Annotated in this window: 16 protein-coding genes; 3 read left to right on the top strand and 13 right to left on the bottom strand. The window is 44.6% G+C overall.

What is annotated here, in order from left to right; genetic code table 11:
- Positions 1–55 precede the first annotated feature (55 nt).
- From B3014_RS09830 to B3014_RS09795, 8 genes are all read right to left on the bottom strand, one after another.
- Complete coding sequence (locus B3014_RS09830; protein WP_289244222.1) at positions 56–1,282, bottom strand: multifunctional CCA addition/repair protein; 1,227 nt, start codon at positions 1,280–1,282, stop codon at positions 56–58.
- A 16-nt stretch (positions 1,283–1,298) separates the two neighbouring features.
- Positions 1,299–3,221, bottom strand: coding sequence for a transglycosylase SLT domain-containing protein (locus tag B3014_RS09825; protein WP_289244093.1), 1,923 nt, complete (start codon positions 3,219–3,221; stop codon positions 1,299–1,301).
- A gap of 92 nt (positions 3,222–3,313) precedes the next feature.
- Entirely contained in the window at positions 3,314–3,802 is a 489-nt protein-coding gene (locus B3014_RS09820) for a chemotaxis protein CheW (protein ID WP_289244092.1), read from the bottom strand.
- On the bottom strand, positions 3,803–9,673 hold the full coding sequence (locus B3014_RS09815) for an Hpt domain-containing protein (RefSeq protein WP_289244091.1): 5,871 nt from the start codon (positions 9,671–9,673) through the stop codon (positions 3,803–3,805). It lies immediately after the preceding gene.
- A 23-nt stretch (positions 9,674–9,696) separates the two neighbouring features.
- Positions 9,697–10,962 (bottom strand): methyl-accepting chemotaxis protein, encoded by a 1,266-nt coding sequence (locus tag B3014_RS09810; protein ID WP_289244090.1) that lies wholly within the window; start codon positions 10,960–10,962, stop codon positions 9,697–9,699.
- Between the two features lie 24 nt (positions 10,963–10,986).
- On the bottom strand, positions 10,987–11,535 hold the full coding sequence (locus B3014_RS09805) for a chemotaxis protein CheW (RefSeq protein WP_286303514.1): 549 nt from the start codon (positions 11,533–11,535) through the stop codon (positions 10,987–10,989).
- 2 nt (positions 11,536–11,537) lie between these two features.
- Positions 11,538–11,903, bottom strand: a complete 366-nt coding sequence (gene pilH / locus B3014_RS09800; RefSeq protein WP_286303515.1) for a twitching motility response regulator PilH — start codon at positions 11,901–11,903, stop codon at positions 11,538–11,540.
- A gap of 3 nt (positions 11,904–11,906) precedes the next feature.
- Complete coding sequence (locus tag B3014_RS09795; RefSeq protein ID WP_414673376.1) at positions 11,907–12,278, bottom strand: response regulator; 372 nt, start codon at positions 12,276–12,278, stop codon at positions 11,907–11,909.
- Between the two features lie 262 nt (positions 12,279–12,540).
- Between B3014_RS09795 and gshA the strand changes: the two genes are divergently transcribed.
- Positions 12,541–13,815 carry a glutamate--cysteine ligase gene (gene gshA / locus B3014_RS09790; protein ID WP_289244089.1) on the top strand — a complete coding sequence of 425 codons (1,275 nt, stop codon included), beginning with the start codon at positions 12,541–12,543 and terminating at the stop codon, positions 13,813–13,815.
- 5 nt (positions 13,816–13,820) lie between these two features.
- On the opposite strand, the gene B3014_RS09785 is transcribed toward gshA, so the two are convergent.
- From B3014_RS09785 to B3014_RS09775, 3 genes are all read right to left on the bottom strand, one after another.
- The gene (locus B3014_RS09785; RefSeq protein WP_289244088.1) at positions 13,821–14,963 is read right to left on the bottom strand and encodes an FIST signal transduction protein; all 1,143 of its coding nucleotides are present in this window, start codon (positions 14,961–14,963) and stop codon (positions 13,821–13,823) included.
- A gap of 212 nt (positions 14,964–15,175) precedes the next feature.
- The gene (gene gatB, locus B3014_RS09780) at positions 15,176–16,618 is read right to left on the bottom strand and encodes an Asp-tRNA(Asn)/Glu-tRNA(Gln) amidotransferase subunit GatB (RefSeq protein ID WP_289244087.1); all 1,443 of its coding nucleotides are present in this window, start codon (positions 16,616–16,618) and stop codon (positions 15,176–15,178) included.
- Between the two features lie 49 nt (positions 16,619–16,667).
- Positions 16,668–17,321 (bottom strand): HAD family hydrolase, encoded by a 654-nt coding sequence (locus B3014_RS09775; RefSeq protein ID WP_289244086.1) that lies wholly within the window; start codon positions 17,319–17,321, stop codon positions 16,668–16,670.
- 148 nt (positions 17,322–17,469) lie between these two features.
- Between B3014_RS09775 and B3014_RS09770 the strand changes: the two genes are divergently transcribed.
- Complete coding sequence (locus tag B3014_RS09770; RefSeq protein WP_289244085.1) at positions 17,470–17,979, top strand: RNA pyrophosphohydrolase; 510 nt, start codon at positions 17,470–17,472, stop codon at positions 17,977–17,979.
- Here the strand turns inward: B3014_RS09770 and argA are convergent.
- Positions 17,976–19,277, bottom strand: a complete 1,302-nt coding sequence (argA, locus tag B3014_RS09765; protein ID WP_289244084.1) for an amino-acid N-acetyltransferase — start codon at positions 19,275–19,277, stop codon at positions 17,976–17,978. The genes B3014_RS09770 and argA overlap by 4 nt on opposite strands.
- A gap of 117 nt (positions 19,278–19,394) precedes the next feature.
- On the opposite strand from argA, the gene ilvD reads away from it, so the two are divergent.
- Positions 19,395–21,248, top strand: a complete 1,854-nt coding sequence (gene ilvD, locus B3014_RS09760; protein ID WP_289244083.1) for a dihydroxy-acid dehydratase — start codon at positions 19,395–19,397, stop codon at positions 21,246–21,248.
- A 32-nt stretch (positions 21,249–21,280) separates the two neighbouring features.
- Here ilvD and B3014_RS09755 read toward each other — a convergent pair whose 3' ends face one another.
- The gene (locus tag B3014_RS09755) at positions 21,281–23,065 is read right to left on the bottom strand and encodes an ABC transporter ATP-binding protein (RefSeq protein ID WP_289244082.1); all 1,785 of its coding nucleotides are present in this window, start codon (positions 23,063–23,065) and stop codon (positions 21,281–21,283) included.
- Position 23,066 lies beyond the last annotated feature (1 nt).

Genomic DNA, 23,066 nt, shown 5'->3' with positions numbered 1-23,066 from the left:
AGTCGAAAAAAAGGTTCATTAGATTATACGTGATGAAGGGCTGGCTTATGCAAGGTCATGGCGCTGCTCGGTAGTGGGATAAGACCCCCTCAATTGCATTGAGTCTATGTTGGCGAATTGCCGATTTGATTTGCTCGCCTGCTAAACCTTGATCAAGTAATGGTTTGATATCGACCTCGGCAGCGTGTTGATAACAAGCCGAAAAGGCATCTTTTTCAGGATAAGCGGCGGTTTCATACCCTGGTCGACCACGAAAGTCCGCTTCACCTGCCAATAAAAACTGTTCAAACCGGTGAGGACGGCGGAAGCTATCCAAACTTTCAAGCACCTCTAAAACCCGACTGGCATCAAGTTCAAATAATAAGTGAACATCGGTATGAAACTCTGCGACTTTTGCGGCAAGCGAACTGATATCTTTAGGTACTCTCAAGCGCTGGCATAACTGTTGGGTCAGTTTAATACTTGTCGCTTCATGACCGGCATGACTGGGCAGTATATCTTTAGGTGTCAGACCTTTACCCAGATCGTGGCATAAAGCAGAAAATCTGACAGCCAGGTCTTCGGTTAACTTTGCAGCCTGATCGATAACCATCATCACATGCACACCAGTATCGACTTCAGGGTGCCATTTGGGTATTTGTGGCACACCAAACAGACGATCCACTTCAGGGAATAAAGTGGATAGCGCATTCACCTGTCTGAGGCTAGTGAAAAATACGGAAGGTTGTTCTGTTTGTAATGCTTTTGATAACTCTTGCCAGACCCGTTCAGCCACCAAGTGTTCAAGTTCGCCACTGGCTACCATTTGTTTGATTAGCTGTTGAGTTTCATCGGCAATAGTGAAATTGAAGCGAGCTGCAAAACGAGCGATACGTAGTACCCGAACAGGATCTTCTACAAAAGCAGGTGATACATGCCTGAGAATGCCTTGTTCAAGATCACGAATGCCGTTGAAGGGATCGATAAGCTCACCATCAAGTGATTCGGCAATGGCATTGATGGTTAAATCACGACGTGCGAGATCATCTTCTAAGGTGACGTCTGGCGAAGCATGGACGGTAAATCCCTGATAACCATGTCCTGATTTGCGTTCAGTTCTGGCAAGTGCGTACTCTTCCTGCGTCTTAGGATGAAGAAACACGGGAAAGTCTTTCCCTACTGGTTTGTAACCATTTTCCAACATATAGTTGGTTGAGGCACCAACGACTACCCAATCACGATCCTTGACAGGTTTTCCGAGCAGTTTGTCTCTAACACAACCGCCAACAAGATACGTTTTTATCGTGTCGATAACGACCTTACTCCGATTTTATTCTAGGCATTCTTTCTGACAACGGTTTAATTGATTGGTTACGTTGACTATCAAAAATAGCTGCATAGCTCATGACCGTTTGGACATAGTGCCGGGTTTCATTAAATGGAATATTTTCAGCCCAAATATCAGCATCAAGTGAATTATCAGGTAACCACTTACTGACACGATGTGGTCCTGCATTATAGGCGGCAGTGGCTAATACAGGATTTTGTTGATTCTCATCATACATGCGACGTAAATAAGCACTACCTAGTTCGATATTACGCTCTGGACGATACAGTTCGTTAAGCTGTTTTAATGGACGATTAATCAGTTTAGAAATCAGGCGACCAGTATCGGGCATCAGCTGCATTAGTCCCATTGCACCAGCATGTGAGCGGGCTTCTGGGTTGAACGCACTTTCCTGACGAGCGATGGCTAGTAACCATGACGGATCTAAACCTTGTGCTTTACTGGCCTGACGCATGGCATCATCATAAACGACAGGGAAACGTAAATCTAAAGCATCCCAATATTGGGCTTTACCCAATAAGGCGATGGTTTGATTATGCCAACCCCATTCGTGAGTCAGCATCGCAATCATTTGAAGTTCACGGTCCGGCCGCGTTTGTTTCAAATGGTAAGCCTCTCTGCGTGCTTCCAAGTGCATACCTTGTATATAGAACTCATGTAAGCGTTGGATTGCAGATTGTTTTTTTAACGCTGCCATGTCTTGTTGAGTCACCGGTATAGGGCGGTGATTCATTTTATAAGGCTGGGTTAGATGATCAGAAGCCAAGAAAGAGTAATAATCGCGCTTACCTAAAATGGCTGAAAATGTTTGATTAGCAGCTTGTTTTTTCCCTAGTGCTTCCTGACTTCTGCCTAACCAATACTGCCAGCGTGTTGTACCCAGCTCATCAATATTCATCAATTTGATAGCTTTTTCAGCGGCTTTCCAGTCTTTTTGCCATAATGCGGCACGCACCTGCCATTCACCACCCGGAATATCACCAAAGTAACGCAAAGCTTTTTTATCACGGTTAAGTGCGGCCCATTTTCCAATCGCTTTTCTAGCTTCAATCGTATCTTGTTGGCTAAAATTGTAGCGCGTTTTAATGTTTGACCAGCTAGTGAATGCTTGCTCCGGCGAACGTCTGGCTAGTCGTTGCAAACCATGAATAATCATTTCACGATTGAGGGCCGTATCAGCGCTTAATGAGCTATTCTTGGCAAGCCCGTTGAATACAGAGAGGGGATTATTATGTATCGCTTGCCACTGCTTCACCAACTGCTGATTATCTACTGGGTTGGCGGTTGATTTAGCTAGATAAGTCGCCATAGAGAATTGATTGGCACGCAAGGCCAGCATCATACGTTGATAGCGTAAATCATTGTTTAATAAACCCGCCGTCTCCCAAGCTGAGAATACGGGATCACAGGCTTTTTCTTGTGAGTGGGGGACCAGCCATAACTCAGGCGTAAGTTCAAAAGCTTTTTGTTTCTGACCCGAGGCTAGTAATGCTTGCAGGTAATAGCACTGCCTTGTTGCTGATTGTGGAGGCTGGTAAAAATTCAAATAGTCGGACCAACGATTTTGTTGAGCTAACTTATTTAGCCAAAACATACGTAAACGTTCAGCATAGAAACTGCCATCTTCTTTCTTTAAAAACTCGCTGACAGAAGCGTTGCTGGCCTGACTCAGGCGTCCATTCAGATATAGATACTGTAAATAACCTTGTAGTGGATAGCCATCAAGTTGTTTATGTAGCATTTGATAGCGTGATATTTGATTATCTTGTAGCGCTTTTTTTGCTTGCTGGAACAAATGTCGTTGTTCAGTTAGTTGCACAGCATTATCGCTATAAGCCAGTGGGCTCATCAGTAGACAGAGAATGAAAAACGGCAGTGTTTTGATAATGTTCATGAGGCCTATCTTAAACCATATACGCAGACAAAATCAGCCTATCTGTAAAGAAAATATGAGTGCGATTGATGACGTAAATAGATGATAAATTTTCAATCGTTTTTAGCTGATAAATTTGCGTTCTTTATGGCGATTTCCAGCGTATCAAGATTAGGAATAAAGGCCACTTTATTACCCACTTTTATTTGGCAATACAGATAATCAGAGTTGTTCTGGTCGTGTGTCATTTTAAGCGCCGAAGCGTTTAGCGTAATGAGTTGTGGTGAACCTGTGCAAGGAATCGCATAATACCCAATATCGGCATCAGCATTAATGCCTTCGATAATGCACAGTTTGTTAGCAGGATAAAGTGTTTCTATATTTTGCTTGAGTAAAGTCTCAAGATCGACAACAGCTAATTTTTTTTGTTGCCATTCGACCCACTCTAACCAAGGAGTCATCTTCGTGGCCGCTTGTTTAATCGTTGCTTTTGGAAGCACTTCCGTTATCGTGCTGTTTGGCAGCAGTAGGTAATGTTTCTGCAGTGGAATCAGCATGCAGTGCACGAATTGAGCTTGGGCAGGTTTTTCCATATCTGACATCTACTGTGTGGTTTCCTGAAAACTGACTTTACCCAGCAATTTCTGCATCTGCCAGATGAGTTCTTCTTCTTGGTAAGGTTTGCCCAAATAGGCATTCACACCGATTTCCAGGGCTCTTTCACGATGTTTATTCCCTGTTCTTGAGGTGATCATGATAATTGGAAGATGCCTGAATTCTTGGTCATTACGTACAATCGAGGCGAACTCAAAGCCATCCATGCGAGGCATTTCAACGTCTAACAGAATAATGTCGGGCTTCTGCTCATGTAATTGCGATAGCGCATCAACGCCATCACGAGCTGTCATGACTTCGAAGCCGATACGACGTAAAAGATTGCCTGTCGCTTTGCGCATGGTAATAGAGTCATCGACGACCATCGCGGTTGGCAGTCTGTCTTGTAACTGTTCGAGTTCACGTTCGAGGTTAATCGCATCGTCAGTATCCAGAGAAATATTCTGGCTACTATCCATCAGTGTGGGTATATCCAATATAAAGACCACCCGACCATCCCCAAGAATGGTGGCGCCGTTGATGGCTGTAATATGACCAAGTTGTGTACCGACAGATTTAATGACAATTTCGCGGTTGCTGACAATATCATCCACTAACAAGGCAATGCGTAAGTCACCAGAGCGGAACAGAAGCAGCGGCATTTGATGTTTCAGATTATCAGACAATGATAGTGGTTTATCGAGCAATGAACTCAGCGGCATAAACCGGTATTTTTCACCCTGAAAATCATAATGCGGTTTATGTGTGCCCAACATTAATTTGATGTCACGAACGCTGATACGTTCACCTGCCGTGATGGTATTTAAAGGCAGGGCGTACTGTTCATCCTGAATGCGAATTAATAAGGCCTGGATGACAGACAAGGTTAATGGCAGACGAATTGTAAATGTACTACCTTTGCCTCGTTCAGATTTGATACTAAGACGGCCTTTCATACCGCGGATTTCATTGCTGACAACATCCATGCCAACACCTCGGCCAGCAAGCTGAGAGACATTGTCTGCGGTACTAAAGCCTGAGCTCAAAATCAGCTGAATCAGCTCATCTTCTGATGGCATATCATGATGGTTGATAAGGTTCATGGATAAGGCTTTTTCTCGCACCTTATCGATATTGATTCCTTGCCCATCATCACTGATATTGATGACAATTTCTGAACCTTCACGTGTGATAACTAATGACAGCAAACCGTTAGCTGCTTTACCGTGGTTGAGCCGATCTTCGCTATCTTCAATTCCATGCGCAATCGCATTACGAAGAATATGCTCCAATGGGGCGACAAGGCGGTCAAGAATCGTTCTATCGATATCGAGTTCAGAGCCTCGAATTTTTAACTCGACTTTTTTACCTAACTCAGATGCTGTTTGTCTGACGATGCGTTCAAGTCGACCAACAATGCCACTGAAAGGTAGCAAACGGGTGGTCATCAGACCTTGCTGTAAGTCGGTATTAAGCCGTGACTGCTGCAACAGAATTGCATCAGTTTCCCTGACCAAGGTATCCATCGAGTGACTGATGTCATGTAAATCAATGACGCTTTCAGTTAGCCCTCGAGATAACTGCTGAATCATGGAAAAACGATCCAACTCTAATGGATCAAAATCCGATTCATTCTTGAGTCGTTCATCTTCATAACGGAACAAAATCTGAGTTTCCGTTTCAATTTCCAAATTACGCAGCTGATCATGTAAACGAGCAACCGTCTCTTCCATTTCGTGAAGTTGCTGACGCAGTGCTATATGTTGTTGCGTCACCCGATCACGCGAAATACTGACTTCGCCGGCAAAGTTTGTCAGATAATCCAGAAGATCAGCACGAACTCTGACTTGCTCGACATGTTGAGGCGCTGGTGGGGTATCAGTTTGAATCGGGCTGACTGGTAATATATCGGACGCGGTATCGATATCTCTTTCTGCTTGTCTAACTTTTTCTGGTGCAGGTAGCGGTCTGTCTTCAATATGTAAATCCTGGCCTTCCGTGCGTGTGGATATCTCGGCAATCAAAGATAATGCCGTTTTCACCGGCTGGTGATTGGCTAATTGTTCCTGCATTTCCGCCAGCTTATCCTGACAGCGTTGCAGTAAATCAAAGAAATCCTCATCGGCTTCTTGTAAGCCATCGCTGACGGCCAACACTAATGTTTCGATTTGATGCGTCAAATCGGCCATAGGTGAAATACCCGTCAGCCTTGCGCCTCCTTTTAGCGTGTGTAAGTCACGCTGGAGCTGCAATATATCTTGTTCAGTATGAGTATGGCTCACCCAGGCTTTGATGATTTGACTGCTTGAGTCGAGTAGCTCTTGTGCTTCTGCGGCAAAGGCTGACAGCAAGTCATCATCCATATCTGCAGGTATGGCGTAGTCTGTTTCATCCAAGCCCATATCCTGCTGATGACGTGTTTTTTGAGCTAGGTAGTTATCAACCCGAGCAGAAAAATCGGCAGAGGTGGAAAGCGGCTTATTCTGTAATAAGCTTTCAATAAACTGGTTTAACTGCTCATACCCCTGTTCCAGTAAGGCATTTAAACCAATATCTTGAGGATGGCATTGATTAATGAGCTTGTTCAGGCTGGCATACGTGTTAGCAATGAGGGTTTGTTGTGCATCGGATGCCGTTTGCTCTAACTGCCGCAAGGTTGAACTAATGGCAAGCAGATTGTCCTGATCCGTGGGCACCAATTGCCACTGTTTTAATTGCTTGGTGTAATCTTCAAGGAGTTCATCCGTTTCTTCCAGCAAGATCATCAGAAATTCAGGATCAATGACTGGTGCCAGTGCCGTTTCTCCAGACGGTGTCAGTTCAGAAATATAGGATGATAATGTGATCAGGTCAGGCTGTTCGCTCTGATTCATCACGTGTTCAAGCAGTTTGTCTAGGCCATCAACCACCTCATGCATCAACGTCATCTGATGATTATCAAGCACAGTATCGTTCATATGGAGTTGCTTAACAGCTTGATCCATTTCTGTGGCAATCATCGCCATGGTTTTTATGCCGGCAATATTGGCACAGCCTTTTAATGAGTGAACCGAGCGTAAAACTGGCGAAGTGATTTGTCTGGAAAAAGCGATATCGTTGAGGCTTTGCTTCAGTGTTGAAATATGTTGTTGTGCTTCTGCCACAAAGATATTGAGCAACTCATTATGCTCTTCTTCTGCAATTTCATCCGCTTCCTGTTCAGATAATGTTTTTGCTTTGATGTATTGATCGACAGATGTGTTGTCTTGAGCACGTTGAATCAGGTAACGGTCAACAGAGCTTATGGGGGACAGTATTTCTTCTACAGGAATACTTGTGCGGAATGCCTCAATTTCTTTTAAACGATCCTGCTGGGCAATATAGCGTGCGACACTCGTTTGTTGAGGTTCAGTAGTGGTTGTTTCATGCTCTGTATGCAAACGCTGTATGTAGCTTTCAACGCTGGTCATAAGTGGACTTTGCTGCTTCTCTAGCCCCCACTTCATACGAATATATCGTTCGACGCCCGTAGGCAGAATGGGATCTATTTCAAAAACAGGTTTGTCCGGGAAATATTGCGCATCTTGCTGTGCCTGATACGTTGCTAAATCGATATCTAACCTTGCTGCATCACGTGCTTGACGAATTTGGATATAACGTTCAACAGAGGTGCGTTGGTCCTGCTGTCTTTGCGCTTTTACTTCTTTGAGTAAGGGATTTAAGCACCTTTCTTTTAGTTCATACAACGCATCGATGTTATCTGGCGAACTGGTATCTGCTTGAGTGAAACGTGACAGTAGCTCTGGTAAGAGTTGATAACTGTCTTGTACTAATTTTTTGACAAGATCATTATCGTCTCGGCTGCCCTCAATGACGTGATTCAACACATCTTCAACAGCCCAGCAAAGATCGGCAATGACCTGAGCCTCTGCCATACGCCCGCTACCTTTAAGCGTATGGAAGTGACGCCTTGTTTCATTTAATGCTGCCTGATCCTGCTGTTGAATCCAGGCAGGAATGTGGTGCGCTAGTTCCTGTAACACTTCTGTGGCTTCTTCAATGAAGATAGCAGCTACTTCAGCATCAATACCCTCAGCAAAATGCCAGTCTGCGTCAGCGCCTGAATCTGTGCCGGCAATGTTGGGTTGGTCAGTTGATACCTCGACTGGGGATGAATGAACGGTATCATCGATAAAGTCATATGGCTCAATACGCTTATCCTCAACGGATAGCGCAGGTTCGGCGGAAGTCTCTGTGTCAATTATGACGTCTTCATCAGTCGCTGTTTCATATTCATTATCGAACTGCAGCAGTTTGGTTTTAGCTGTTGCCAGATAATCGTCATCAGCCTGTCCGTGATGACGCACGCCCTCCATGTATAATTCGCAGCAAGCAATGATATCAGCCAAACGTTGCAGCTTAATCGCCGAGAAGGTTTTCTCCCCTGCGTGATAATCAGATAGTGTCTCCGATGTCATTTTCACGATCTCGGCCGCAGCAGCCTGGTCCAGCATATCAAGACTGCCTGCAATCAAACTTAACTGTTGTTCTGTTTCTCCTAAGCCATCAACATAGCGTTCTGATCGCTCCATTAATGTTAGTGTTTCTTTGATATTACTCAGCTCTAGCAAACATTCGGTCATGACTGTTTGGCGCAACTGGTCACTGACGTTTGCCTGTGTCGTAGATGCCAGTAGGGCTTCTGCCTGTAATAAGCTATCGGCAAGTTGCGTTAAGTCATCTTCACTGGGAATATCACCGCGACTGCTTATCGCATTGAGTTGCTCTACCTGATGATGTAATAGATTGCTGGCTTCATACTCTGCAAGTAAAGCCAGTGTGTCTGACATGCTTTGTAATTGTTTTGATGTCGACTCAATCACATCAATATCAACATCGCCATCATGAACGTGTTGATTTAACTGTTCTTTTATATCCTGAAGTTGCTCAAGCAAAGCAAGGTGAGCATCACCCAGCGCATTGTCACTCATTCCATAGATACGGGAACGTTGATCAAAGAAATACAGTTTTAACGTCGCTTTTAGTAAGGTGACATGTGGGCCACGGCTGGTCGCTTTGGCAATGGCTAATAACAGCTGTTTTTCCAAGTCTGCAGGAAAATCCAATTGTAGGGCGGCTTCACCGGCTTCGCTATGTTGCTTAATTGGTTGAACCAATTTACCCATTAGGGGTTTTATTTGCCCGGCAGACGTCAGTCCTTGGTGTTCAATAGCTTCAATGAAAGCTTCGGCTGTCCACCAGAACAGGCAGACTTTTTCTTGGTGGCTGGATAAGCGAAGAAAATGCACGATGGCATACATTTGCCTTAGGCTGTCATTATCTTGCTGACGTAACCATTGCAGTAGCAAGACTTGGAAAACATGTCCCAACTTACGTTGTTCAATATTCAATGCTGGAAGTTTTCGGGCTGGATTGGGTGCAATGCTGTCTGGTAGAGCAATGGAAAGCGTTGGATTAAACAGCTCGATTTCAGTTCTGGTATCTGCTTTGCAGACTTTTCTCAGCTCGTTAATGATATCCAGCAGGGACAGTGGGTGATCCAGAAAGTCGTTATTCAGCAGTTTGATGTAGTTCGGTAATAGTAATAACGATTTTACAATGGCATCCTGCGCCGCTGAGGTATCTGTTACCTGATTATTTTGAAGGGCTCTGACGGCTTTTTGTGTTTCTTCAGTCAGCATTGACGCACCGGACATATTAATCATATCCAGTGTCCCTTTCACCTGATAAAGAGACTCGATAGTATCGGTAAGAAGCTTCTCTTCAGCCTGGCCATCGAGAAAATTATTCATGGCCGCTAAGGCATGAGCAAGAGACTGCTGCAATTCATCTTGCAGCCAGACTAATGCATCGTAATTGCCTTTGATGAGTTGTGCCATTAGATGACTATCTCCAAATAAGCTTAGCGAGGTAACTTAAAGCCAGATACAGACTTACGCAGTTCGTTTGTTAACTCTAGAAGTCGACCAATCGAAGCTGCACTCTCATTGGTGCCGGTAGAGGTTTGCATAGTGATTTCCTGAATAACATTCATGTTCTCAGAGGTCGTCACCGCAGCCGTTGCCTGTTGTTTGGCATTATCGGAGATATTGTTGATAAGTTCTGCCAACTGGTGAGAAACACTTTCAATTTGCTCGAGAGAGGTACCGGCATCCTGTGATAGTTTTGCTCCGGCAACGACTTCGGTTGTGCTTTGCTCCATCGAGCTGATGGCTTCATTTGTGTCGCTTTGAATCGTTTTAACCAGGGCATCAATTTGGCGTGTAGCGTTACTGGAACGTTCAGCAAGGCGCTGAACCTCATCCGCTACCACAGCAAAACCGCGACCAGCTTCACCAGCCATCGCAGCCTGAATGGCTGCGTTCAGTGACAGAATATTCGTTTGTTCAGCGATATCATTAATCAGTTCAACAATATCTCCGATTTGTTGTGAGCTTTCACCTAAACGTTTGATGCGTTTTGATGTTTCTTGAATTTGTTCACGGATGGTATCCATACCATGTATTGCTTTTTTCACCGCACTGTTACCCTGGATAGCCAGAGATACAGATTGTTGCGCTACATCAGATGATTGGCTGGCACTACGAGATACTTGCTCGATAGAGCCTGCCATTTGATTGATAGACGAACTGACTTCGGTAATTTGTTGTGCTTGATGCTCACTGGCATCGGTCAGATGTAAGGCAGTTGCTTGTGTTTCTTGCGCTGCAGAAGCAACCTGCATGGTGGTAGAATTAATTTGCTCAACCAGACTTCTCAATGCGTCTATAGTGTAGTTAACGGAATCAGCAATAGCGCCTGTGATGTCCTCTGTCACTGTGGCACTGACGGTAAGATCACCATCAGCCAGATCACCCATTTCATCCAGTAATCGAAGAATCGCATCTTGATTGTGTCTGTTTTGTAATTCCATTTTATCCAGTGACACTTTCAACTGCTGAATAGAAGGCAGGCACAGATTAATAGCTGCCAGTGTAGAGAGAACAAACAGTATGGCTACACCAATGCTGATATAGAGCAAATTGGGGTAGAGGAGTGTGTACATACCCGTTGCAATCAGCCCTAAGCCTGTCAGGGTGAGTATAAACAGAATGATAAACGCGGCCAGTCCCGGCCAGTTCTTACTGTTTTTCAGCGACGAAAATAAAAGCTTGCTGGTTGAGTTCATATACCTAGTCCTGATATCAAATTATTATGCGGCAGCATTAATAAACCTTTCATCTTCAATAAGTTTCGAGAAACTGAAAACGTCCCATTGTATGTCTTGCTGGTAAACACTACCTGTTAAGTAAGGTGTAATTTCTTTATGTGCTTGCGTGTCGAGAGAGTCTGGCTCACGTTGAAAATGCTTGAGTCCATAGACTTCATCTACTAATAAACCACTGTTGATGTCTGCATCGTTGATAACAATAATGCGGCTTCGTTTAGATAATCTGCTGGGTTTATCAAGAAGATAATGCTTTAGATCCAAGACGGGTAATAGTTCACCACGAAGGTTAACGATGCCATATACCCAAGCTTTAGCTTTTGGCACGGCGGTAATGTGGTCGGGGACGGGAAAGACTTCTCTGGAATCGTTTAGTGGAATCACAAAATGCTGACCAGCAAGACGAAATCCGATGGCTGTCCAGCTTTGCCCAAGCGATTCTTGCTGTGTTAACCCTGCCGCTTTTTGTCTGCTACGGCGTTCGACATCTTGCAATATGGCAATAATGTCTTCGGGTGTTTGTGGTTGCATCATAGTCATTTATCCAGCAACGATTGAATCTGTTCAATAATCTCATCCTCTGAGACCGGTTTGCCAAGATAACCTTTGGCTCCCTGGCGGAGTCCCCACATCTTATCGGTTTCCTGATTCTTTGAGGAAACAATAATGATAGGAATGTGACGAGTGTCATCATCACGACTTAAAAGACGTGTAGCCTGAAAGCCATTCAGGTTAGGCATAACCACATCCATCAATACTAAGTCTGGTTGTTCTTCTTGTGTAATACGAACTGCTTGCTCACCATCTTCTGCAACCAGAACCTGATGACCATGTCGTTCTAACAGTTTTTGAAGCACATATACTTCGGTAGGCGAGTCGTCAGCGATTAAAATTCGAGCCATAAATTAATTTGCGTCCTGAGTTTTTTCCAGCAAATGTGTTCGGATGGCACCGAGTAAATCTTCACGAGTAAAAGGCTTGGTTAAATATTGTTCGGCCCCTACAACGCGTCCTTTTGCTCTATCAAATAAACCATCCTTGCTGGAGAGCATTACTACGGGTATGTCCCTAAATTTAGGGTTATTCTTCACTAGTGCACAAGTCTGATAGCCGTCCAGTCGTGGCATCATAATATCGATAAATAAAATATCGGGATGATGGGCACTAATGATGGGTAGAGCTTCAAATCCATTGTCAGCCGTTAACACATCACACCCTGCTTTTTTTAATAGTGTTTCAGCTGTGCGGCGAATGGTGTTGCTATCATCAATCACCATCACTTTCAGACCGTTAAATTCGTTTTCACTCTGGCTCACGACTATGCTATACCTGAATTATTTTATAATTGTAGTGCACACGAAGATAACCCATTTTTGTGTTACAGGCTAGTGATGACTTGAGTTGAATAATCATCTCAGCGAACTGTAAATTCACAACGGTTAAGTATGAATGACTTGAAATATCAAATTTGTGTCCCATGTCTCTTCTTATCGACATTTATACTCAACTCTACACTTTAAAACATAAGCGAGCTTAACCATGACTTCTGGCGTCCCACACTTAACCACCGCTTTAAATGGTCCTCTTCTAAAGTTAGAAGCCATATTGCTAGAAAAGCAGACACAAGTTGAAACATGGTTAAGAGAGCAGTGGTTAAAAACGCCTTCGCCGTTTTATGCTTCTGTCGATCTCCGAAATGCGGGGTTTAAGTTGGCGCCTGTGGATACGAATTTATTCCCTGCTGGGTTTAATAATCTCAACGCCTCTTTTATGCCTTTGTGTATTCACGCTGCTCAGGCTGCTGTTGAACGAACCTGTCCAACAGCAAAACGCGTATTGATCGTGGCTGAAAATCATACGAGGAACTTGTTCTATCTCGAAAGTTTGGAAACCTTACGTGACATCTTCCAAAAAGCAGGTATGGAAGCTCGCATTGGCAGTTTATTAGAAGAGATTGAAGAGCCTACGAGCATTGACCTGCCATCAGGTAAGCAAATTACGCTTGAGCCATTAGTCAGAAAAGGTAATCGTGTTGCCGTGGATGACTTTTCACCCTGTCTGGTTCTGTTAAATAATGACTTATCTGCCGGACGGCCAGCTATTCTCGAAAATCTAGAGCAAGAGGTTATTCCACCATTACGCGCAGGCTGGTCAACCAGAAAAAAATCTGATCATTTCACTCAATATAATCAAGTCGCAAAAGAATTTGCTGAGCAGATTGATATAGATCCGTGGTTAGTATCCCCTTTGACATTGCAATGCGGTGAAGTGAATTTTAAAGAAAAGTCGGGCATAGAGTGTCTCGCCAAAAATGTGAACAATTTGCTGACATCTATTCGAGCCAAATACGCTGAATATAATATCGACAGAGAGCCATTTGTTGTTGTGAAAGCCGATTCCGGTACCTATGGGATGGGCATTATGACGGTTAAAAGCGCCGAGGAAATCGAAAACCTCAATCGTAAACAACGAAATAAAATGTCATCCGCTAAGGAAGGTTTGGTGGTGGATAATGTGTTGGTTCAGGAAGGCGTTTACACCTTCGAGACATTGGGGGAAGAAAAGGCGGTAGCTGAACCCGTTATTTATATGATGGATCACTATGTGGTGGGTGGCTTTTATCGTGTACACACAGGGCGTGGGGTTAATGAAAATTTAAATGCGCCAGGGATGCATTTTGAACCACTGGCCTTTGCTCAGTCCTGTAGCACACCAGATCAAACAGATTTGCCTGATTCGGAACCGAACCGCTTTTATGCCTACGGTGTCATCGCCAGATTAGCGTTGTTAGCAGCAGCGAGAGAAATCGCCTGATTTAATCAGGCGTTGTGCTCACTCAGATAAGCGATAGTCATGGTTTGGTTGTGCAGTAAACTGTGACTATCATCTTCCCCTGAACAGATTTCACCATTTGAATAGAATCCGGTGATGCCTGTCTGCATACCCAATAGTCTTTGCACAGCAAACACTTCGTCTGATACCTGAGATTCCATGACTAATTTACGGCCAACACAGCTTACGCAAATAGCTAAGGCTTTATCGTTTATGTTGACGTCTTTTTGTAATATTTGTCTGGCTGCTTCACTGGCACCTAAGACCAAGCGGTCATGGTCAGACTTTAAGAACCGAACAGTAGACCCTTCTTTTATATTGCCTGCAAAGGTCAAGCTATTATCTTGTTCATTAATCGAGAGGAGTGTTCTGATGACATTAACATTCTTCTCGTCCATGATGGCAAAGGGGAAATTCAAGCCAGAAGCAGGTAATTCATTGGCGTAATAGCCTATGTACATCTTGTAAAGTGGTAGAGCGGGTTTATTGTCTAATTCATACACCACATTTTTGTTTGAACGCGTAATTTTTCTTGGGGGGCCGTATGGTTGCCAGCCGCCTAAGGCACCACTGGTAACGATGGCATCTTCTCCGTAAATACCAACAGCGATCACTGTACGATCCTGAATTTTGTCATTGTTGATGAGTAAGGTTTGCTTGAATGCAGCAGAATCGCCTGCTAGACCACCTGTGATAGGAATATTGGGCAATATCTCCTGGAGACCTTCTACCAGTTCAGAACCATTAACATTCAAACCGTCACTGAGAACAAACACGCCTTTGAGATCATCCATTTTTAACTCAGCGGCAATTTGAGCACCCAGTGCATGGGATTGCTCCATACTATTAACCGGCTTGCTAATAAAGCGGAGCGTGCTTCGCTCCCACTGCATGGCTGTGATGTGGATGCTGTCATCATAAACACCATCACCTGTAATCTCGCCCGATGTGGTGCAACCGATGATTTCGGCGTTTGGGTAGCGTTTTTTTATGGTTTTAGCAAAACCTTTATCGTTGAAGCGGCTGACTGAGCCGAAAACGAGTACCCAGTTGGCTTCAGGGAGGGGAGAGGCCGACGGTAATTTATTTAAACCCGTCTTGGCGGGGAGGTGCTCCTGTACAAACTTCATTGGTTGGTCAACCTTTGCTCCATCATTGGCTTTTAGCGCCGTAGTCAAAAAAGCGTAACAAATCCATCGGGTGATACTACATCGTTTAGCGATTAAGGGGAATCGGGTCGCTTGTAATTTGTGAGATGCCTCACAATGAATGCAGAAAAATCGGCCATAAAAAAAGCCGCTCAGTGGCGGCTTTTTTTGATGATTGGCTCATGTGTCAGGAATTATCCATTTAGTTTTTTCTTCAATAATTCATTTACCTGGGCTGGGTTAGCTTTACCTTTTGACGCTTTCATTATTTGGCCAACGAAGAAGCCAAGTAATTGTTCCTTGCCATCACGGTATTGCTGCACCTGATCAGGATTATTCGCCAATACTTCATCCACCATAGCTTCAATAGCGCCAGTATCGGTGACTTGTTTCAGGCCTTTATTTTCGATGATCGCATCGGCATCTTTACCTTCGCCTTTCCACAATGCTTCAAACACGGTTTTGGCGATTTTGCCTGAAATGGTGTTATCACTGATTCTGTTTAAGACACCAGCAAGCTGTTCAGCATTCACCGGCGATTCAGAAATATCCAGGCTTGCTTTGTTCAGTGCACCGGATAGTTCAACAATAACCCAGTTAGCACATTGTTTCGGATCATTGCCCTCAGTGGCCGCTAATAATGATTCAAAATAAGTGGCCAGCTCACGGCTGCTGGTGAGTACTGAGGCATCATACAGCGATAGGCCTAACTCTTTAACAAAGCGATCACGCTTTTCGTTGGGTAGTTCAGGCAATGTGGCTTTAATATCAGTGATCGTGGCTTGGTCAATAATCAGTGGAAGCAAGTCAGGATCAGGGAAGTAACGATAGTCATTCGCTTCTTCTTTACTACGCATCGCGCGAGTTTCATTTTTATCGGCATCGTACAAACGCGTTTCCTGAACGACTTCACCACCTGACTCCAACACATCAATTTGACGCTCAACTTCGTAGTTAATAGCGCGCTCAACGTTACGGAAAGAGTTAATGTTTTTCAGTTCGGCACGGGTACCAAACTTTTCCTGGCCTTTAGGGCGAACTGAAACGTTAGCGTCGCAACGGAATGAGCCTTCCTGCATATTGCCATCACAAATCTCAAGATAGCGAACCAGTGAGTGGATTTTCCTCATATAAGCAACCGCTTCTTTTGCGCTGCGCATATCAGGTTCAGACACAATTTCTAACAATGGTGTGCCTGCTCGGTTTAAATCAATGCCTGTTTGACCGTCAAAGTCTTCATGTAGTGATTTGCCAGCATCTTCTTCGAGATGAGCACGAGTAATACCGATAACTTTTTCAGAGCCATCTTCCAGTTCGATACTGATGTGGCCTTTTCCGACAACGGGTAATTCGTATTGGCTAATTTGATAGCCTTTTGGTAAGTCAGGATAGAAGTAATTTTTGCGGGCAAAGACTGAACGTTCAGAAATCTCAGCATCAACGGCAAGACCAAACTTAATCGCCATTCTGACAGCTTCTGCATTAAGTACCGGTAATACGCCCGGCAGACCCAGGTCAACGGCACATGCTTGTGTATTCGGCTCTGCACCATATGCTGTAGCAGCACCAGAGAAAATCTTAGACTTGGTGGCGAGTTGGGTATGAATCTCTAACCCAATAACAACTTCCCATTCCATAATGACGGCCTGATTGTGAATGATAAAAAACGATGAATTGTAACAATTATTAACGCAAACTGAGAATTTTCCAGCCTTTTTCCTTAGCAAAGGCTTCAAGCTTCTCATCGGGATCAACGGCGACAGGGGTATCGACCAGTTCTAACAGTGGGATATCGTTATGAGAATCACTGTAGAAAATACTGTTTTCCATTGTTTCATCCCGGTGGTTTAACCACATTTTCAAGCGTTCGACTTTACCACGCTGAAACGAAGGCGTGCCTGAGACTTTGCCGGTAAACGCGCCATCAATCATTTCTGGATCTGTGCCAATTAAATGTTCAATGCCCAGGAGCTCCGCGATAGGCTGAGTCAGGAAACTATTGGTGGCGGTGATAATCAGTAAAGTGTCGCCTTTGGCTCGATGCTTTTCGATGAGTTCGATGCCGGCTGGCAAAATGATCGGTTTAATTTTTTCTTCGAGATAGGCCGCGCGCCAAGCTTCTAATTCCGACATGGAGTGGTTGGCGTATGGTGTAAAGACAAATTCTAAAAATGCGTAGATGTCGAGTGAGCCGTTAATGTATTCCTGAAGAAAATGATCATTGCTAGCCCGGTAGGCCTTCTCGTCTACAATGTTATTTTCACACAAGTAACGACCCCATAAATAGTCGCTATCACCAGCCAATAAAGTATTATCCAAATCAAAAATTGCCAACGCCATGGTGCTGGAAAAGTCTCCGTTTTAATCAAAAATGCGACTATTGTATGTCAAAATGCATTGCATACTGACAGTGCTTTTAATAATCTAATCGCTAATTGAGAATAAACCGCTGGGGGCGATTGCGCTCAGCCAGCTAGAGACTTCAGTCGTGATTGATAAAGATGGCTTCAGGCCTAACGTAGGGATCATACTCTGTAACGAAGAGAATCAGGTGTTGTGGGCGCAACGTGCGCAACATGATTCGTGGCAGTTTCCTCAGGGGGGGATCAAGTCCCATGAAACTCCTGAGCAGGCGGCCTATCGTGAGCTTACGGAAGAGGTAGGTTTACTGCCAGAACATGTTGAGTTAATTGCAATGACCCGAGGGTGGTTGCGCTATCGCTTACCTAAACGTTACCTGCGATATGGAAATAAACCGCTTTGTATTGGCCAAAAGCAGCGCTGGTTTTTAATGCGTTTTACCGGTAAGGAAGAAGACGTCAAGCTTAATCTGCATGAAAAACCAGAATTCGATGATTGGCGCTGGGTGGATTACTGGACGCCGGTGGATGAAATTGTGTTTTTCAAACGCCGTGTTTATGAAAAAGCACTCCATGAATTTGCGCCATTATTATTTCCGGAATATCGACGTCAGTTAAATAACAAAAAAAGACGTTAATCCAGTTCTTTTCTGAACACACGCGATTTGCGCTGGTAATTGTATAGGGCTTGTTTTGCGACGGGGAGATCAGCTATTTCTGCTGGTTTGAACCCATGCTCTAAAAACCAGTGCGCCGTTTGAGTGGTTAACACGCACAGATTATTGATGCCTTGTGCTTTTGCTGACTGCTCCAATACCCCGAGTAATTGTTGACCGCGACCATGACTCTGGTATTGATTCGACACTGCCAGGCAAGCAAGTTCTGCCATATCATTATCAGGATAGGGGTAAAGTGCCGCGCAGGCTACAACACTGCCATCACGCTCCATGACCGTGAAGTGATCGATCTCTCGTTCTAGTAACTCTCTTGAACGTTTTACGACAACCCCTTTTTCTTCTAACGGCTGAATCAACTCCAGGATACCGCCGACATCATCAATCGTTGCTTGTCTTGTGGTTTCAAAAGAGGTGGACGTGACCAGCGTACCAGCGCCATCACGGCTGAATAATTCCTGTAATAAAACACCGTTAATGGCTCTATCCAGAATATGTACTCTGGTGACGCCAGCTTTACAGGCTTTAACCGCTGCATGCAATGAAGGGTGGGAACTGAGTGTTTTTTCTGCCTCATTCACCGTCAGTTCGCGGGGCATCGTTTTGTTACTGTGACCAATAAAGATCAATTTATCTGCGCGTAATGCTGTGGCCACTTCTGTCGCGATAGATTCAGCTGAAACGTTAAAGCTTTCGCCCGTAAGGGAGTAACCCAGAGGGGGCAGCAAAACAATATTACCTAATCCCAATTGTTGATTGATGCCTTCAGCATCGATACGACGCACTTCACCGGTATGACCCAGATCCACACCATCTATGATGCCAGCAGGTCTGGCAATTACCAGGTTGCCACTGATACAACGGATGCGTGCATCGGCCATTGGCGTATGTGGTAATCCAAAGGACAGTTTCGATTCGATATCAAGGCGCAGTTTCCCAATGGCTGCTTTGGCAATAACCAGGCTGATATCATCGGTCACTCTCAAACCATTGTGATATCTAACAGGTATGTTTTGCTCGATACAGCTTGCTTCAATCTGAGGTCTGGCACCATATACTAAAACCAGTTTAATCCCTAAGCTGTTCAGGATAGAGATATCATGGAGCAGGGGCTCGAATTCCTGGCTATCGATGGTTTCACCATCAAAAGCAATCACAAAAGTCGCGCCACGATGACTATGAATATAAGGCGCAGCGGTACGAAACCAGCTGGTTGTGGTGGCTAAGTTTTGTGGTGTAACTGGCTTTACAGTGTCGTTCATTCGTTTCTTTTTATCTCAGACTCGGCACGCTTGCCAAGTGTCGTGTAAAATTTATCAGATTATTACCATGTGATCTAAGGGTTACGTGGGGCAAAACAGATTTTGGAGAGATTTCGCATGCCTCAATATCGTTCAAGAACATCTACCGCGGGTAGAAATATGGCTGGCGCTCGCGCACTGTGGCGGGCGACAGGAATGAAAGATGATGATTTCAATAAACCTATCATCGCTGTTGCAAACTCGTTTACACAATTTGTTCCCGGACATGTTCATCTAAAAGACCTTGGCCAACTGGTTGCGCGCGAAATTGAAAAAGCGGGCGGTGTGGCAAAAGAGTTCAATACCATTGCCGTTGATGATGGTATCGCTATGGGGCATGGCGGCATGCTTTACAGCTTACCATCGCGCGACATTATCGCTGACTCTGTTGAGTATATGGTCAATGCGCACTGCGCGGATGCCATTGTTTGTATTTCAAACTGCGACAAGATCACACCCGGCATGTTAATGGCCGCTATGCGACTCAATATTCCGGTGATTTTTGTTTCTGGTGGACCAATGGAAGCGGGTAAAACAAAACTCGCTGGTAAAGACGTCAAGCTGGATCTGGTGGATGCCATGGTGCAGGCAGCGGATGAGCATGTCAGTGATGCGGATGTCGAACAGGTTGAGCGTAGTGCCTGTCCTACCTGTGGTTCATGCTCTGGTATGTTTACAGCTAACTCAATGAACTGCCTGACGGAAGCTTTGGGGCTATCATTACCAGGCAATGGTTCATTGCTTGCTACACACGCGGATCGCAAAGAACTGTTTCTGGAAGCAGGTCGTCGCATCGTCGATTTAGCTAAACGCTACTATGAAAATGATGAAGAGGATGTATTACCGCGATCTATTGCGACAAAAGCGGCGTTTGAAAACGCCATTGCCCTAGATATTGCGATGGGTGGTTCAACCAATACCGTGCTGCACTTATTAGCGGCGGCGAATGAAGCCAAAGTCGACTTTACTATGGCTGATATTGATCGCATGTCACGTAAAATTCCGAATTTATGTAAAGTCGCGCCTGCCACCAACAAATACCACATGGAAGATGTACACCGCGCTGGTGGTGTCATTTCTATTCTTGGTGAATTAGCGGCTGGTGGTTTATTGCATACTGATGCGCCCACAGTTCACAGCAAAACCATGGGTGAAGGTTTAAAACAATGGGATGTGAAACGCACAGACTATGAGCCTGCATTAACACGTTATCTCGCTGGTCCTGCTGGTATTCCAACACAGGAAGCCTTCAGTCAGAACTGCCGTTGGCCAGAGCTGGATTTGGATCGTGAAAACGGCTGTATTCGTGATGTCGAACATGCTTATAGTAAAGATGGCGGCTTGGCCGTGTTGTATGGCAATTTAGCTGAAGATGGTTGTATTGTGAAAACGGCCGGTGTGGATGAGTCTATTCTGACTTTCTCTGGTCCGGCACGCATTTTTGAGTCTCAAGATGACTCTGTCGCAGCTATTTTAAGAGGGGATATCAAAGAAGGTGATGTTGTCCTCATTCGCTATGAAGGACCCAAAGGTGGACCAGGCATGCAGGAAATGCTGTATCCCACCAGCTACCTGAAATCTAAAGGTTTAGGTAAAGCCTGTGCCTTATTAACTGATGGACGTTTCTCCGGTGGTACATCGGGTTTATCTATTGGTCATGCTTCACCTGAAGCGGCGGAAGGCGGGAATATTGGTTTGGTGGAGGAAGGCGATATCATCCATATCGATATTCCTAACCGTAAGATCAATGTTGAGATAAGCGACGAAGAGCTGGCGCATCGTCGTGCCGCTATGGAAGCGAAAGGCGATGATGCCTGGAAACCCGTTGCGCGTGAGCGTGAAGTGAGCCTAGCTCTTCAGGCCTATGCCGCATTGACTACCTCAGCGGCGAAAGGGGCTGTTCGGGATGTTGAACAACTCAAGCGTCGATAGAAAATAAATGAGCCCGGTTTATCCGGGCTTTTTTATATCTGTTGTGCGTAAAGTTTTTGGTACAAACCGTCCTGATTAATCAATGAATCATGGTCGCCTTCCGCAATAATTTCTCCACCGTCAAATACGATAATGCGATCGGCTTGTTTCACGGCGCTGAGACGGTGAGCAATAATAATGGTTGTCCGGTTTTCCAGATACTGCTCTAAAGCATTATGCAGTTGAAATTCGGTATCACTATCTAAGGCTGAAGTGGCTTCATCCAAAACAACAACACTCGGATTCACTAGAGCCATACGTGCAATTGCCAGACGTTGACGTTGTCCACCCGATAATTTCACGCCATCACGGCCTATGATGGTATCCAATTGTTCTGGAAGGTCTTGGATGACGGTTTCTATCTGTGCGATACGAATAGCTTCCCATATAGCATCATCTGAATATTGACGTCCCATCGTAATGTTTTGACGCACGGTATCATTAAACAAAGCGGGGCTTTGTAATACTGTGGATACGTGTTCACGAACCGTGTCCAGGCCAATTTTACTCACGGGTACATCATTAAAAAATACCATGCCATCATCAGCTGGATATAAACCTAATAACACATTGACTAAGGTAGACTTTCCGGCACCACTAGCACCGACCAGTGCGACTTTTTCACCTGCTTGGATATTCAGGGATACGCCGCTGAGCACTTTATTATTATCGCCGTATTTAAAGTGCAGGTTCTCAATGCGAATACTGCTGGGTTGTCCATCTACAAATGGATTCACGTCGTTTTGGTAACGCACTTCTTCATGCATGCTGAACAGACTATTCAGCCTCGAAACCGCTGCGCTGGCAGAATAAAATGAATATTGAATATTCAGAATCTCTTGTACCGGACTCATCATAAACCACAGGTAACCAAAGACGGCGAACATCTCACCAATACTTAAATTAGAGAAAATCACCATAAACATACTGACAGCTCTGAACACATCAAAGCCAAACAGGAAGATCACAAATGAAAAACGGTTTGCGGCATCACTTTTCCAGGCAAACTCTGAGGCATGGTTTCTAACCTGACGTGCGTTATCAATGACGCGAAGCAGATAGTGTTTTTCACGATTAGCGGTGCGTATTTGTTGAATACCGTCTAAGGTTTCGGTCAAGCTTTGTTGGAAGATTTCAAAAGCAGAATTTTCTTTCCTTTTAAGCTCCTTGACGTGTTTACCCACCACCATAGTGAAATAGATCACCAGCGGATTCATAAACAAAATTAATAACGCCAGTTGCCAGTGTAAAAACAGCAATATCACTGCTGTACCAATAATACTCAGCGTTGCTACGATAAATCGACTGATGGTATTGCCGATAAAATTATCAATCACTTCAATATCGGTAACAAAATGTGAGGCAATGCCGGCGCTACCTCGAGTTTCATATTCGCTGATGGCAATTCTACCCAGCCGTTTAATCAGTTTTTGACGAATCCTGAAGGTGATGCGTTTGGCAATAAGGGTGAAATAACGTGACTGAGCCACATTCAAAATGACCGATGCCACACGTAATACCAATGTAAATAACAACACAGCCAAAATATATAAAACCGGACCATGCCAGCTATCGGGACTGAATTGCTGAATAAAGGCGACGGTTGGGCCTGGCTCTTCAAGTAACACTTCGTCAACCATCAGAGGCAATAATAGAGGAACAGGCACGGCACAGAGTGTCGCCAGAAGCGCGATGATATTGGCTTTGACGAGATGCTTTTTGTACAGAAGGGCTTGCTTGAGAATGCCGCTCAGCTCATAGCTGCTTTTGTCAGTCATA

It is taken from the genome of Methylophaga sp. UBA678 (genome assembly GCF_002299105.1).
GTDB lineage: Bacteria > Pseudomonadota > Gammaproteobacteria > Nitrosococcales > Methylophagaceae > Methylophaga > Methylophaga marina.
Note: the sequence above shows the minus strand (reverse complement) of the source record. Positions and strands in the feature narration are given on the sequence as shown.

Excerpts from the sequence above, each read along its gene's own strand:
- B3014_RS09755 (WP_289244082.1), bottom strand. The coding sequence starts at position 23,065 with ATGACTGACAAAAGCAGCTATGAGCTGAGCGGCATTCTCAAGCAAGCC.
- B3014_RS09805 (WP_286303514.1), bottom strand. The coding sequence starts at position 11,535 with ATGATGCAACCACAAACACCCGAAGACATTATTGCCATATTGCAAGAT.
- B3014_RS09785 (WP_289244088.1), bottom strand. The coding sequence starts at position 14,963 with ATGAAGTTTGTACAGGAGCACCTCCCCGCCAAGACGGGTTTAAATAAA.
- B3014_RS09775 (WP_289244086.1), bottom strand. The coding sequence starts at position 17,321 with ATGGCGTTGGCAATTTTTGATTTGGATAATACTTTATTGGCTGGTGAT.
- gshA (WP_289244089.1), top strand. The coding sequence starts at position 12,541 with ATGACTTCTGGCGTCCCACACTTAACCACCGCTTTAAATGGTCCTCTT.
- ilvD (WP_289244083.1), top strand. The coding sequence starts at position 19,395 with ATGCCTCAATATCGTTCAAGAACATCTACCGCGGGTAGAAATATGGCT.
- B3014_RS09810 (WP_289244090.1), bottom strand. The coding sequence starts at position 10,962 with ATGAACTCAACCAGCAAGCTTTTATTTTCGTCGCTGAAAAACAGTAAG.
- gatB (WP_289244087.1), bottom strand. The coding sequence starts at position 16,618 with ATGGAATGGGAAGTTGTTATTGGGTTAGAGATTCATACCCAACTCGCC.
- B3014_RS09815 (WP_289244091.1), bottom strand. The coding sequence starts at position 9,673 with ATGGCACAACTCATCAAAGGCAATTACGATGCATTAGTCTGGCTGCAA.
- B3014_RS09820 (WP_289244092.1), bottom strand. The coding sequence starts at position 3,802 with ATGTCAGATATGGAAAAACCTGCCCAAGCTCAATTCGTGCACTGCATG.
- pilH (WP_286303515.1), bottom strand. The coding sequence starts at position 11,903 with ATGGCTCGAATTTTAATCGCTGACGACTCGCCTACCGAAGTATATGTG.
- argA (WP_289244084.1), bottom strand. The coding sequence starts at position 19,277 with ATGAACGACACTGTAAAGCCAGTTACACCACAAAACTTAGCCACCACA.
- B3014_RS09825 (WP_289244093.1), bottom strand. The coding sequence starts at position 3,221 with ATGAACATTATCAAAACACTGCCGTTTTTCATTCTCTGTCTACTGATG.
- B3014_RS09795 (WP_414673376.1), bottom strand. The coding sequence starts at position 12,278 with ATGGTGATTGATGATAGCAACACCATTCGCCGCACAGCTGAAACACTA.